Origin of the sequence: Kosakonia sp. BYX6, assembly GCF_038449125.1 — a bacterium.
GTDB classification, from domain to species: Bacteria; Pseudomonadota; Gammaproteobacteria; order Enterobacterales; family Enterobacteriaceae; genus Kosakonia; species Kosakonia calanthes.
In genome coordinates, this window is sequence record NZ_CP151800.1 from 3,553,152 (window position 1) to 3,566,439 (window position 13,288).

Below are 13,288 nucleotides of genomic sequence, written 5' to 3' on the forward strand. Positions count from 1 at the left end.
TAATATTTGTTAATTAAGCTGTTATTTACCCTGCCCTGCCCCCGCACTACACTATGTCCGGTTTTCAATTTGAGGTGGTAATGAACGATTATAAAATGACGCCAGGCGAGTTGCGCGCCACCTGGGGTTTAGGGACTGTATTCTCTTTGCGCATGCTTGGCATGTTTATGGTCCTGCCCGTTCTGACCACATACGGTATGGCACTCCAGGGTGCCAGTGAAGCATTAATAGGTCTGGCGATTGGCATTTATGGCCTCGCGCAGGCGGTATTTCAAATCCCCTTCGGTTTGCTCTCCGATCGTATTGGCCGCAAGCCATTAATCATTGGCGGACTGGTGATTTTTGTCGCTGGTAGCGTCATTGCCGCGTTATCGGACTCTATCTGGGGCATTATTCTTGGCCGCGCGTTGCAGGGTTCCGGCGCGATTGCCGCTGCCGTAATGGCGCTGCTTTCCGACCTTACCCGCGAACAAAACCGCACCAAAGCGATGGCGTTTATCGGCGTCAGTTTTGGCGTCACCTTTGCGATTGCCATGGTGCTGGGGCCTATCATCACCCACACGTTGGGTTTACACGCCCTGTTCTGGATGATTGCTGCGCTGGCGACGGCCGGTATCGCGCTCACGCTGTGGGTAGTGCCAAATAGCGAGCACCATGTTCGCAACCGTGAATCCGGCATGGTGAAAGACTGTTTCCAGATGGTGATGGCCAACCCGAAGCTGTTGAAGCTCAATTTCGGCATTATGTGCCTGCATATCCTGCTGATGTCGACCTTCGTCGCCCTTCCCGGCCAACTGGAAGCCGCCGGTTTTCTCGCGCCGGAGCACTGGAAAATCTACCTGGTTACCATGCTGGTTTCCTTCGTTTCCGTGGTGCCGTTTATCATCTACGCGGAGGTGAAACGCAAGATGAAGCGCGTCTTTGTCTTTTGCGTCGCGCTGCTGCTGATTGCGGAAATTGTGCTGTGGGGCGCCGGGCCGCACTTCTGGGAAATCGTGATTGGCGTACAGATCTTCTTCCTCGCGTTTAACCTGATGGAAGCGCTGCTGCCGTCGTTAATCAGCAAAGAAGCTCCGGCGGGTTACAAAGGCACGGCGATGGGGATTTATTCCACCAGCCAGTTTATTGGCGTGGCGATCGGCGGTTCACTCGGCGGTTGGGTTGATGGTTTGTTCGATTCGCAAACGGTGTTTCTGGCTGGAGCCTTGCTGGCGATGGTCTGGCTGCTGGTAGCCAGTAGCATGCAGGAACCACCTTATGTCAGCAGCTTGCGTATCGCTATTCCGGAAAATGTCGCCATTGATGACGCACTACAGCAGCGTTTGTTGGCAACCGCAGGGGTAAGTGAAGCGATGGTGGTGCCGGAAGAACGCAGTGCCTATGTGAAAATCGACAGCAAAGTGACTAACCGTTTTGAGGTTGAACAAGCCCTCGCCGGCTAATCTTCTGATGAACCCTCGCCCTAGCAGGAGAGGGTTTTTAGTATTAATCGCGGAAGTTTTTGAACTGGAACGGCTGGCCAAGATTGCCGCCGCGTACTACTGCCATCGCCGCCTGCAAATCATCACGCGCTTTACCGGTCACGCGAATTTCTTCGCCCTGAATCTGCGTCTGCACTTTCAGTTTGCTGTCTTTAATCAGTTTGACGATTTTCTTGGCAGTCGCCGCGTCGATACCCTGCTTCAATTTGGCCTCGACAAACCAAGTTTTGCCGCTGTGCACGAACTCTTCCGGCACATCAAGAGACGTCCCTTCAATACCGCGTTTAAGCAGCTTGGCACGCAGGATGTCCAGCAATTGGTTGACCTGAAAGTCTGATTCGCTCAGCACCTTGATGGTCTTGTTGGCTTCGTTCAATTCAAACGTCGCTTCAATATTGCGAAAGTCGAAGCGTGTCGCCAGTTCACGGGTCGCATTTTCAACGCCGTTTTGCACTTCGCGCAGATCAATTTCGGAAACAATGTCGAAAGATGGCATCTTTTCTTCTCCCTCTGTATTTGTAGCGATGCATAATACCTGCAATGTGTATTAACACAACGTGTAATACTGGAAGCTTAGCTGACAGCGCTATACTTACTGCTGTAACACCTGGCGCAGTTGCAGGTGAGGAGGAATAATGAGAATTACCGTACTTGGATGCGGTGCCTTAGGGCAACTGTGGTTAACAGCACTGTGTAAACACGGACATGAAGTACAGGGCTGGTTACGCATCCCTCAGCCTTTTTGCAGTGTGAACCTGGTTGACGAAGACGGCACCATTTTTAACGAATCCCTGACGGCCAACGATCCTGACTTTCTGGCGCGCAGCGACTTACTGCTTGTCACCCTGAAAGCCTGGCAAGTTTCAGACGCGGTAAAAGGCCTGGCGGCACAATTGCCACCCACCACACCTATTTTATTGATTCATAACGGCATGGGTACCGTTGAGGAACTTAAAACCTTGCCGAACCCGCTGTTGATGGGCACCACCACTCACGCCGCCCGCCGCGATGGCAATGTGATTGTGCATGTCGCAAATGGCACCACGCATATCGGCCCGGCGCGGCAGCAGGAAGGCGAGTTCAGCTTTCTGGCCGACATCCTGCAAACCGTGCTGCCGGACATCGCCTGGCACAACAATATTCGCCCGGCGCTATGGCGCAAGCTGGCGGTGAATTGCGTTATCAACCCGCTGACGGCGCTGCGTGATTGCAAGAACGGCGATCTGCGGGAATTCCCCGAGGAAATCCAGAAGGTCACCCACGAAGTTGCCGCGGTGATCGAGCGTGAAGGTCACCATATTTCCGCCGATGATTTGCTCTCTTATGTGCATCAAATCATCGACAGTACGGCGGAAAATATTTCATCAATGCTGCAGGATGTGCGCGCCATGCGCCATACCGAGTGCGATTACATTACCGGGTATCTACTCAGACGCGCCCGCGCGCACGGCATTGCGGTGCCCGAAAATGCCCGGCTGTACGACATGATCAAACGTAAGGAGAGTGAATATGAGCGCATCGGCTCTGATATGTCTCGCCCCTGGTAGCGAAGAAACCGAGGCGGTTACCACTATCGACCTGCTGGTGCGCGGCGGGATTGCGGTCACCACCGCCAGCGTCGCCAGCGACGGCAATCTGGTGATGACCTGCTCCCGTGGGGTAAAGCTACTGGCGGATGCGCCGCTGGTAGAAGTGGCGGATGGGGATTACGACGCCATCGTGCTGCCCGGCGGGCTGAAAGGCGCAGAGTGCATGCGCGATAATCCGCTGCTGGTGGAAACGGTGCGCCAGTTTCATCTTTCTGGCCGAATTGTCGCGGCGATCTGCGCGGCGGCAGGTACCGTATTAGTACCGCATGAGATCTTCCCGATCGGCAATATGACCGGTTTCCCCGGCCTGAAAGAGACGATCCCGGCAGAGCAATGGCAAGATAAGCGCGTTGTGTGGGATCCGCGCGTCAACCTGCTCACCAGCCAGGGGCCTGGCACCGCTATTGATTTTGGTCTGAAGATTATCGATTTGCTGGTCGGGCGTGAAAAAGCCCATGAAGTCGCCTCACAGCTGGTGATGGCGGCGGGGATTTATAACTACTACGAAGCGTGAATATTAAAATACCCGCTAACGCTGATTGCCGGATGGCGCTAACGCTTATCCGGCCTATAAGCTGATTGAATTGTAGGTGGTTTTTGTAGGCCCGGTAAGCATTGCGCCACCGGGCATTTCGCCGGATGGCGCTGGCGCTTATCCGGCCTACGACATTGACCGCATTATTTACCACAACCATAAGCCGGATAAGGCGCGGGTGCCATCCGCCATTTTATTTACGGACGATACACTTTCACGTTGGCGAACCCCTGCTCGCGCAGATAGAGCGCCTGCAAACGGCTCATCACACCGCGCTCGCACCACAGCAACCAGGTTTTGCTCTGATCCAAATCGCCGAACTTGGTGCTCAGCTTATAGAACGGCAGAGAAACCACGTCGATGCCCTGGAGTTGCAGCGGCTTATCATCCTGCTCGTCGATGGAGCGGATATCCAACACCACATCGTTCGGGCCAAAGCCGCTCACCGTCTCAACTTCTACCACTTCTTCATTGGTCTGCTGCGCAATTTCGCGAATGTCGATATTGCTCGCTTCGGCGACAACTTTATCGAGGATGGCGAAATCAAAGTGCTCTTCTTCCGCTTCGATCTTCGCTTTAACCGCTTTTACCGTCGGGCTTTTGGAAATAACCCCGCAATATTCCGGCATGGTACGGGCAAAATCTTCCGTGCCGATTTCACGCGCCAAATCGATAATGTGCTCTTTGTCGTGGGAGATCAGCGGGCGCAGAATCAACGTATCAGAGACGTTATCAATCAAGCGCAGGTTGGTCAGCGTCTGGCTCGACACCTGGCCCAACGCTTCACCGGTTACTAGCGCCTGCACGCCGTAGCGCTCCGCCACTTTTGACGCCGCACGCACCATCATGCGTTTCAGCACCACGCCCATTTGGCCGTCATCCACTTTTTCGAGGATCTCGCCGACCACCGGTTCAAAGTTGATCGCCACAAAACGCACGCGGTGGGAACTGCCAAAGCGGTTCCACAGGTAATGCGCCACCTGACGAACGCCGATTTCATGCGCCGCGCCGCCAAGGTTAAAGAAGCAATAATGCACGCGGCAGCCGCGACGCATCAGCATATAGCTGGAGACACCGGAGTCGAAACCGCCGGAAATCAGCGACAGCACATCTTCCTGCGTGCCGATCGGGAAACCGCCGATGCCTTCATAACGCCCTTTCACCAGCAGCAGACGATCGTCTTCTATCTCCAGGTTAACGGTCACGTCCGGGTGCGTCAGTTTTACGCGCGCGGATTCAACATGTTGATTCAGGCCGCCGCCGACATAGCGTTCCACTTCAATCGAGCTAAACTCGTGTTTGCCGCGGCGTTTCACGCGCACACAGAAGGTTTTACCTTCGATCTGCTCGCGGTACTGGGCCAGCGCTTTCTCAAAAATGTCGTGCAGAGAAGTGAAAGGAACGTCTTCCACTTCCAGAATATGGTGAATGCCCGGAATGCGGGTCAGTGCGTCGCGAATAGCCAGACGCTGGTTTTCATCTTTGGCGCGAACTTCAATGTGGTCCCAGTGACGGACAACGGCGAGCGTCTCGTCATAGTGCTTTAAAACGTTACGAATGTTTCCGGTGAGGATTTTAATAAAGCGCAAACGCACAGATTGGCTTTTGATGGTGATTTCCGGGAACAATTTAATGATAAACTTCATGGCGGCAATGGTTCGTTGGCAAGCCCGATAAGGCCTGTAATGGGAAATAATACAGCAGCCCATACCCGCGGCTGCATCCAGGCGCGGAAGTATACCACCATCGAGAAGATCTTGTGCAACGCATTACCATTGCGCGTTATTTGCTAAGTGCTCCGACTTCGCTACCATAACGTAGTCGGAATAATAGAAGAGCCAGACATTCACTATGCCAAAGAAAAACGACGCACCCGCCAGTTTCGAAACAGCCCTCAGCGAACTGGAACAGATTGTCACTCGTCTTGAAAGCGGCGATCTTCCGCTTGAAGATGCCCTCAATGAATTCGAACGCGGCGTGCAGCTCGCGCGTCAGGGACAGGTAAAACTGCAACAGGCGGAACAACGCGTGCAGATCCTGCTTTCCGATAACGAAGAGGCTCCCTTAACGCCTTTCGCGCCGGATACCGAATAGATGGATTTTAACCAACAATTAGAGGCCTGCGTTGAACAGGCCAACAATGCGCTGCGCCGCTTTATCGCTCCTCTGCCCTTTCAGAACACTCCTCTGGTTGAGGCCATGCAGTATGGCGCACTATTGGGCGGTAAACGCCTGCGTCCTTTTTTGGTCTATGCCACCGGCAACATGTTCGGCGTTAGCCAGCAAACGCTGGATGCGCCCGCCGCTGCGGTGGAGTGCATTCATGCTTACTCGCTAATGCATGACGATTTACCGGCGATGGACGACGACGATTTACGCCGCGGATTGCCAACCTGCCATATTAAATTTGGCGAAGCGAATGCCATCCTCGCGGGAGATGCCTTGCAAACGTTGGCATTCTCGATCCTCGCGGACGCGCCAATGCCGGAAGTCGCCGCCCGCGATCGTCTGGCGATGGTTTCAACGCTTGCGCTTTCCAGCGGCGTTGCCGGTATGTGCGGTGGTCAGGCGTTGGATCTGCAAGCGGAAGGCAAGCAAGTTTCGCTGGACGAACTGGAGCTGATTCATCGCCATAAAACCGGGGCGCTGATCCGCGCAGCGGTCAAAATGGGCGCGTTGAGCGCGGGCGATAAAGGCCGGGAAGCCCTGCCATTGCTCGATCGCTATGCGCAGAACATCGGTCTGGCTTTCCAGGTTCAGGATGACATCCTGGATGTTGTCGGCGATACTGCGACCCTTGGCAAACGCCAGGGTGCAGACCAACAATTGGGTAAAAGCACCTACCCCGCATTACTGGGTCTTGAGCAAGCCCGGACAAAAGCCCGCGATCTGATTGACGATGCCCGCCAGGCGCTGAGCCTGCTGTCGGCGCAATCACTGGATACGACGGCACTGGAAGCACTGGCGAAGTACATAATCCAGCGTGATAAATAACGACATAACACGATGAGTCCGAGTCTCTGATGAGTTTTGATATAGCCAAATACCCGACGCTGGCGCTGGTGGATACCACGCAAGAGTTGCGCCTGCTGCCGAAAGAGAGTCTGCCGAAGCTGTGCGATGAACTGCGTCGCTACCTTCTCGACAGCGTAAGCCGCTCCAGTGGGCACTTTGCCTCCGGGCTTGGCACGGTTGAACTGACCGTTGCGCTGCATTACGTCTACAACACACCGTTTGATCAGCTGATCTGGGACGTTGGCCACCAGGCCTACCCGCACAAAATCTTGACCGGACGCCGTGAAAAAATCGGTACCATCCGGCAGAAAAACGGCCTGCATCCGTTCCCGTGGCGCGGCGAAAGCGAATATGACGTACTGAGCGTCGGCCATTCGTCGACGTCCATCAGCGCCGGTATCGGTGTGGCCGTCGCGGCCGCCAAAGAGGGCAAACAGCGCCGTACCGTGTGCGTCATTGGCGATGGCGCGATCACCGCAGGCATGGCATTTGAAGCGATGAACCACGCCGGCGATATTCGCCCCGACATGCTGGTGGTGCTCAACGACAACGAAATGTCGATTTCCGAAAACGTCGGCGCGTTGAATAACCATCTGGCGCAGCTCCTTTCCGGCAAGCTTTACTCCACTCTGCGCGAAGGCGGCAAAAAAGTGCTTTCCGGCGTACCGCCGATCAAAGAGCTTCTCAAGCGCACCGAAGAGCACATCAAGGGCATGGTAGTGCCAGGCACGCTGTTCGAAGAACTGGGCTTTAACTATATTGGCCCGGTTGACGGCCACGATGTGCTGGGGCTAGTGCAGACGCTGCGCAATATGCGCGACCTGAAAGGCCCGCAGTTCCTGCATATCATGACCAAAAAAGGCCGTGGCTATGAGCCGGCCGAAAAAGATCCGATCACCTTCCACGCTGTGCCGAAGTTTGATCCGACCAGCGGCACGCTGCCGAAAAGCAGTGGCGGTATGCCGAGCTATTCGAAGATTTTCGGCGACTGGCTGTGCGAAACCGCCGCCAAAGATAACAAGCTGATGGCGATCACCCCGGCAATGCGCGAAGGTTCCGGCATGGTCGAGTTTTCACGTAAATACCCGGAACAATATTTTGATGTCGCCATCGCCGAGCAACATGCAGTGACGTTCGCCGCCGGGCTGGCGATCGGCGGCTATAAACCGGTAGTCGCTATTTATTCGACCTTCCTGCAACGCGCCTACGATCAGGTGATCCACGATGTGGCGATCCAGAAGCTGCCGGTGCTGTTTGCTATCGATCGCGCCGGGATTGTCGGTGCCGACGGGCAGACGCATCAGGGCGCGTTTGATATCTCTTATCTGCGCTGCATTCCGGGCATGGTGGTGATGACGCCAAGCGACGAAAACGAGTGCCGCCAGATGCTGTTTACCGGCTATCACTACGCAGATGGCCCGAGCGCTGTGCGTTACCCGCGCGGAAATGCGGTTGGCGTGCCATTGCAGCCGCTGGAGAAACTGCCGATCGGTAAAGGCCTGGTCAAACGCCACGGCGAGAAACTGGCGATCCTCAATTTCGGTACTTTGTTGCCGGAAGCCACCAAAGCCGCCGAAGCGCTGAATGCCACGCTTATCGACATGCGTTTTGCCAAACCGCTGGATGAAGTGTTGATTCTGGAAACCGCCGCGCGTCACGATGCGCTGGTGACGCTGGAAGAAAACGCCATTGCAGGCGGCGCGGGCAGCGGCGTGAACGAGGTGCTGATGGCGAACCGTAAACCGGTTCCGGTGCTGAATATTGGTCTGCCGGACTTCTTTATCCCGCAAGGCACGCAGGATGAGGCGCGCGCCGAAGTGGGGCTGGACGCCGCCGGTATTGAATCCCGCATCAGAAACTGGCTCGCCTGACTCTCCCCTTCCGCTCCTGCTATGCTTAAGCGTAAATCTTGACTAGCAGGAGTGGAACCATGCAATACAACACATTAGGAAAAACAGACCTTAAGGTTTCCCGCCTTTGCCTTGGCTGTATGACATTTGGCGAGCCTGACCGGGGCAAACATGCCTGGACACTGCCCGAAGAGAGCAGCCGTCCCATCATCAAACGCGCGCTGGAAGGCGGCATCAACTTTTTCGATACCGCGAACAGCTATTCCGACGGCAGTAGCGAAGAAATTGTTGGCCGCGCGCTGCGCGATTTCGCCCGCCGCGACGAGGTGGTTGTCGCGACCAAAGTCTACCATCAGGTCGGTGACCTGGCGGAAGGCCTCTCCCGTGCGCAGATCCTGCGTTCTATCGATGACAGCTTGCAGCGTCTGGGGATGGAGTATGTGGATTTGCTGCAAATCCACCGCTGGGATTACACCACGCCGATTGAAGAGACGCTGGAAGCGCTCAACGATGTAGTAAAAGCCGGTAAAGCCCGCTACATCGGCGCTTCTTCGATGCACGCGCGTCAGTTTGCGCAGGCGCTGGCGTTGCAGGATCAACATGGTTGGGCGCGTTTCGTCACCATGCAGGATTACTACAATCTGATCTACCGTGAGGAAGAGCGCGATATGCTGCCGCTGTGCTACAAGGAAGGCGTGGCGATTATTCCGTGGAGCCCGCTGGCGCGCGGTCGTTTGACGCGTCCGTGGGGCGAAACCACCGCGCGCGTGGTGTCCGATGAGTTTGGTAAAACGCTATACAGCGAAACGGATCAAAACGATGCGCAAATCGCAGAGCGTCTGGCGGGTGTGGCCGAGGAAGTGAATGCTTCACGCGCACAAGTGGCGCTGGCCTGGCTGCTCAGCAAACCCGGCATCGCTGCGCCGATTATTGGCACATCCCGTGAAGAGCAACTGGAAGAGTTGTTAGGTGCGGTGGATTTAACGCTGAAACCCGAGCAGATCGCCGAGCTGGAAACGCCGTATAAGCAGCACCCGGTGGTAGGGTTTAAATAACCCATGAGCGCTGATTGATTGCATTGCCCGGTGGCGCTGCTTACCGGGCCGACAAAATAGTGCGGAACCCGTAGGCCGGATAAGGCGTTAGCCGCCATCCGGCATACAGGCAATCAAATCAAGCCAATCGGCCAATGGTGACCCATTAAATACAACAGCCCGGCAGCGATGATCCCGGCGACGATATCGTCGACCATAATCCCCATCCCGCCGTGCACATTGCGGTCAAACCAGCGGATCGGCCACGGTTTCCACATATCAAAAATACGAAACAGCACAAACCCAACGGCGACCCACTGCCAGTCATTGGTTGGTAACGCCATCAGCGTTATCCACATACCAATAAATTCATCCCAGACAATGCTGCCGTGGTCGTGCACGCCCATATCTTTCGCCGTCTGGTGACAGATATAGACGCCAAGCGAAATCCCCAACATCACCAGCAGTGAATAGAGCTGCCACGGCAAAAAAGTCATCGCCCACCAGAACGGAATCGACGCCAGCGAACCCATGGTCCCCGGAACGATCGGGCTTAAACCACTGCCAAATCCGGTCGCCAACAGGTGCCAGGGATTACGCAAATTAAGACGGCTTTTGGCGATATGCTTACTGCCCGACAAAATGGTCATATCCTTTCCAGTCAAGGGTGACGGCTTTGCCGTCGCGAGTGAAATGCAACCCGTCCACATCCGCGCTGATCTGCCCGATACAGGTAAATGGCGCGCCCAATTGACCAATGGCGACATCCAACGCGCCGCGGTTCAGTTCCGGGACGGTAAAACACAGCTCGTAATCTTCGCCGCCGGACAACGCCCAGCGCAGCGCCTGTTCAGGTTCAACATGGCGAAGAAGCGCCTCGGAATACGGCAATGCATCAAGATCAATCCGCGCGCCGCAACCGCTGGCTTGCAGGATATGCGCAAGATCGGAAATCAGGCCGTCGGACAAATCGATGGCAGACGTTGCCAGGTTACGCAGCGCCTGACCGTGCAGCACGCGCGCCGTGGGGCGCAAATGGCGCTTGACCAGGTAACTCGCGTCATCGCAATCGTTGACGGTTAAACGCTGCTGCAAAATCGCCAGCCCGGCGGCGCTGTCTCCCGGCGTACCGGTAACATAAATCCAGTCGCCAGGCTTCGCGCCTGAGCGCTTCATCGCCCTCCCAACCGGCACATAACCATGAATGCCGATCGTCATCGACAGCGGACCACGCGTGGTATCGCCGCCAATCAATTGCATATCGTAATAACTGAGCTGATCAAACAGGCTATCGCTGAAGGCTTGCAGCCAGGCTTCATCGGCTTCGGGTAAGGTTAACGCCAGCGTCAGCCATGCGGGATCGGCCCCCATCGCCGCCAGATCGCTTAAGTTCGACGCCATTGCTTTCCAGGCGAGATCGGCAGGATCGATATCCGGCAGAAAATGGTTACCCGCCACCAACGTATCGACACTGATGGCCAGCGTCTGTTTTTCGGGGACATTGAGCAGCGCACAATCGTCGCCGATACCGGTTTCCACATCACGGCGGGAATTTCGTACGCGGTCAAAATAACGGGCAATCAGGGAAAATTCGCCGCATGCCATACGTTATGCCTCTGTAGAAAAAAGAAAAAGCCGGGACAGGCGCGCATTAAGCGACGCCCGTCTCCGGCTTGCGGATCACTTCCTGTGGGGACGGATCGCAGGTGCGGCTTTATCCAGCACGCCGTTCACAAACTTGTGGCTGTCTTCAGCGCCAAAGGTTTTAGCCAGTTCGATAGCTTCGTTGATCGCCACTTTGTAGGGCACATCATCACGTTTAGACAGTTCGAACAGTGCGATACGCAATACCGCTTTCTCTACCTGGCCCAACTCTTCCAGCAGGCGGGACAAGTACGGCTTCATCAAGCCATCGAGATATGCGCTATTAGTCGCCACCCCGGTCAACAGTTCACGGAAGTACAGGACGTCGACATCTTTAACGTCTTGCTCCGCCAGGAACTGGTATTCAACATCAGCGATGTCGTTCTGGGACAACTGCCAGGAGTAGAGCGCCTGAACGGCACACTCACGGGCGCGGCGACGAGCAGCAGGTTTCACGGAATTCCCCTTACTAAAATCAGGCCTTAATGGCTTTCAATACATTAATCATTTCAAGCGCGGTCAGTGCGGCTTCCGCACCTTTATTACCGGCTTTGGTGCCAGCGCGTTCGATAGCTTGTTCAATACTTTCTGTGGTGAGCACGCCGAAGGCGACCGGAATTTCGCTCTCTTGCGCAACATGCGCCAGGCCATTGCTTGCGCCACCGGCAACATATTCAAAATGCGCAGTACCACCGCGAATCACGGTGCCGAGCGCGATCACCGCGTCGTATTTACCGGTTTTCGCCAACGCACCTGCCGCCAGCGGCAGTTCGTAAGCACCCGGAACCCACACAACGGTGATGTTTTTATCTTGCACCTGACCAATGCGTTTCAGCGCATCGATCGCGCCTTCCAGCAGGCTTTCATTGATAAAGTTGTTGAAACGCGCAATGGTGATGGCGACGCGAGCGTCCGGAGCAGCAACGTTGGCTTCAATAATGTTCATACACTTCCTTCACAGGTTCAGTTCGGACCCCGCAGGGGGGCGGATTTTAGCATAATAATTTACGCGCTGCTTCCCTTTTACAGCAGGCATCACGCGTGAGTGAGATGCAGGCAAACATCCGGACCAACCTGACGTATCTCATTGAATTTAAAGTGCGGAGCGTCCGCCAGTGCGGATAATCCCGGCAGCACGCACAGACCGCGCGCATCGCTGCCTAACAGTTTAGGCGCGAGATAAACAATCAGCTCGTCCACCAGCCCGGCCTGCAATAACGCCCCGGCAAGGTTGGCGCCCGCTTCGACCCACACACTGTTAATCTGCTGTTTTCCCAGCAACATCATCAGCATGACTAAATCGGCATGACCGTTATGTTCCGGCACGATAATCTCGCGAACGCTGGTCGGCCAACGGCGTTCGTCGGCTTTGGTGCGGGCAAACCAGGTTTCCCCTGGCAGCCCCACTAATTGATGCTCTGGCGTTACGCGGTTCTGGCTGTCGATAATAATGCGCACCGGCTGGCGAACATTTTCTTGCGGATAGAGCGCCTGGGTCTCGGCGTTCAACGCTTCCCAACGCACGGTCAGAGCCGGATCGTCCGCCAGCACGGTCGCGCTGCTGCTGAGGATCGCATGGCTTTGCGCCCGCAGTTGTTGCACGTCGCGGCGCGCCTGCGGGGAGGTAATCCACTGGCTTTCCCCGTTTGCCATCGCCGTGCGGCCATCTAACGACGCGCCCAGCTTCAGCTGCACATACGGGAAACCGGTGCGCATACGTTTAAGGAAACCTTTATTCAGCACTTCAGCATCGTTCATCATCAGCCCGTGGCTGACCTCGATGCCGGCTTGTTGTAAGCGATATAAACCGCGCCCGGCAACCTGCGGGTTGGGATCCTGCATCGCGGCGACCACGCGCGTTACCCCGGCGGCGATCAGCGCGTCGCAGCATGGTGGTGTGCGCCCGTGATGGCTACACGGTTCGAGCGTTACATAGGCCGTTGCGCCACGTGCGCGAACGCCTGCCATGCGCAGCGCATGCACTTCCGCATGCGGTTCACCGGCGCGATAGTGAAAACCTTCACCGACAATTTCGCCGTCATTGACAATCACACAGCCGACACGAGGGTTCGGATGGGTGGTAAAACGCCCGCGCTGCGCCAGTTTCAGCGCCCGCGCCATGTACATTTCGTCCTGCATG

At 55.8% G+C, this 13,288-nt stretch carries 14 protein-coding genes; 7 read left to right on the forward strand and 7 right to left on the reverse strand.

Translation table 11 applies throughout. The features are described 5' to 3' along the window. Window positions 1-80 precede the first annotated feature (80 nt). Window positions 81-1,442 (forward strand): MFS transporter, encoded by a 1,362-nt coding sequence (locus tag AAEY27_RS16720; protein ID WP_342321885.1) that lies wholly within the window; start codon window positions 81-83, stop codon window positions 1,440-1,442. A 43-nt stretch (window positions 1,443-1,485) separates the two neighbouring features. Here AAEY27_RS16720 and AAEY27_RS16725 read toward each other — a convergent pair whose 3' ends face one another. Next, a complete protein-coding gene (locus AAEY27_RS16725) occupies window positions 1,486-1,977 on the reverse strand; it encodes a YajQ family cyclic di-GMP-binding protein (RefSeq protein WP_342321886.1) in 492 nt (163 codons plus the stop codon). A 139-nt stretch (window positions 1,978-2,116) separates the two neighbouring features. Here AAEY27_RS16725 and panE point away from each other — a divergent pair, with 139 nt between their 5' ends. Together panE and yajL are read left to right on the forward strand one after the other, a co-directional pair. Continuing rightward, a complete protein-coding gene (gene panE / locus AAEY27_RS16730) occupies window positions 2,117-3,028 on the forward strand; it encodes a 2-dehydropantoate 2-reductase (RefSeq protein WP_342321887.1) in 912 nt (303 codons plus the stop codon). Beyond that, window positions 2,991-3,584, forward strand: a complete 594-nt coding sequence (yajL, locus tag AAEY27_RS16735; protein ID WP_342321889.1) for a protein deglycase YajL — start codon at window positions 2,991-2,993, stop codon at window positions 3,582-3,584. Before panE ends, yajL begins: the two co-directional genes overlap by 38 nt. Before the next feature lie 218 nt (window positions 3,585-3,802). Here yajL and thiI read toward each other — a convergent pair whose 3' ends face one another. After that, entirely contained in the window at window positions 3,803-5,251 is a 1,449-nt protein-coding gene (thiI, locus tag AAEY27_RS16740; RefSeq protein WP_342321891.1) for a tRNA uracil 4-sulfurtransferase ThiI, read from the reverse strand. A 205-nt stretch (window positions 5,252-5,456) separates the two neighbouring features. On the opposite strand from thiI, the gene xseB reads away from it, so the two are divergent. The 4 genes from xseB to AAEY27_RS16760 are packed head-to-tail and all read left to right on the forward strand — an operon-like array spanning window position 5,457 to window position 9,525. Next, entirely contained in the window at window positions 5,457-5,699 is a 243-nt protein-coding gene (gene xseB / locus AAEY27_RS16745; protein WP_342321892.1) for an exodeoxyribonuclease VII small subunit, read from the forward strand. Beyond that, the gene (gene ispA / locus AAEY27_RS16750) at window positions 5,700-6,599 is read left to right on the forward strand and encodes a (2E,6E)-farnesyl diphosphate synthase (protein WP_342321893.1); all 900 of its coding nucleotides are present in this window, start codon (window positions 5,700-5,702) and stop codon (window positions 6,597-6,599) included. A 29-nt stretch (window positions 6,600-6,628) separates the two neighbouring features. Then, complete coding sequence (gene dxs / locus AAEY27_RS16755) at window positions 6,629-8,491, forward strand: 1-deoxy-D-xylulose-5-phosphate synthase (RefSeq protein ID WP_342321894.1); 1,863 nt, start codon at window positions 6,629-6,631, stop codon at window positions 8,489-8,491. Between the two features lie 59 nt (window positions 8,492-8,550). Further along, a complete protein-coding gene (locus AAEY27_RS16760; RefSeq protein ID WP_342321895.1) occupies window positions 8,551-9,525 on the forward strand; it encodes an aldo/keto reductase in 975 nt (324 codons plus the stop codon). Between the two features lie 113 nt (window positions 9,526-9,638). Here AAEY27_RS16760 and pgpA read toward each other — a convergent pair whose 3' ends face one another. The 5 genes from pgpA to ribD all read right to left on the reverse strand — a co-directional run bounded on the left by pgpA (window position 9,639) and on the right by ribD (window position 13,287). Next, window positions 9,639-10,154, reverse strand: coding sequence for a phosphatidylglycerophosphatase A (gene pgpA, locus AAEY27_RS16765; protein WP_342321896.1), 516 nt, complete (start codon window positions 10,152-10,154; stop codon window positions 9,639-9,641). Further along, a complete protein-coding gene (gene thiL, locus AAEY27_RS16770) occupies window positions 10,132-11,109 on the reverse strand; it encodes a thiamine-phosphate kinase (protein WP_342321897.1) in 978 nt (325 codons plus the stop codon). Before thiL ends, pgpA begins: the two co-directional genes overlap by 23 nt. A 75-nt stretch (window positions 11,110-11,184) precedes the next feature. Continuing rightward, entirely contained in the window at window positions 11,185-11,604 is a 420-nt protein-coding gene (gene nusB, locus AAEY27_RS16775; protein WP_342321898.1) for a transcription antitermination factor NusB, read from the reverse strand. Window positions 11,605-11,623: 19 nt separating this feature from the next. Then, window positions 11,624-12,094: a 6,7-dimethyl-8-ribityllumazine synthase gene (ribH, locus tag AAEY27_RS16780; protein WP_342321899.1), complete on the reverse strand. Its 471-nt coding sequence runs from the start codon at window positions 12,092-12,094 to the stop codon at window positions 11,624-11,626. Window positions 12,095-12,183: 89 nt separating this feature from the next. After that, window positions 12,184-13,287 (reverse strand): bifunctional diaminohydroxyphosphoribosylaminopyrimidine deaminase/5-amino-6-(5-phosphoribosylamino)uracil reductase RibD, encoded by a 1,104-nt coding sequence (ribD, locus tag AAEY27_RS16785; RefSeq protein WP_342321900.1) that lies wholly within the window; start codon window positions 13,285-13,287, stop codon window positions 12,184-12,186. Window position 13,288: the final 1 nt, after the last annotated feature.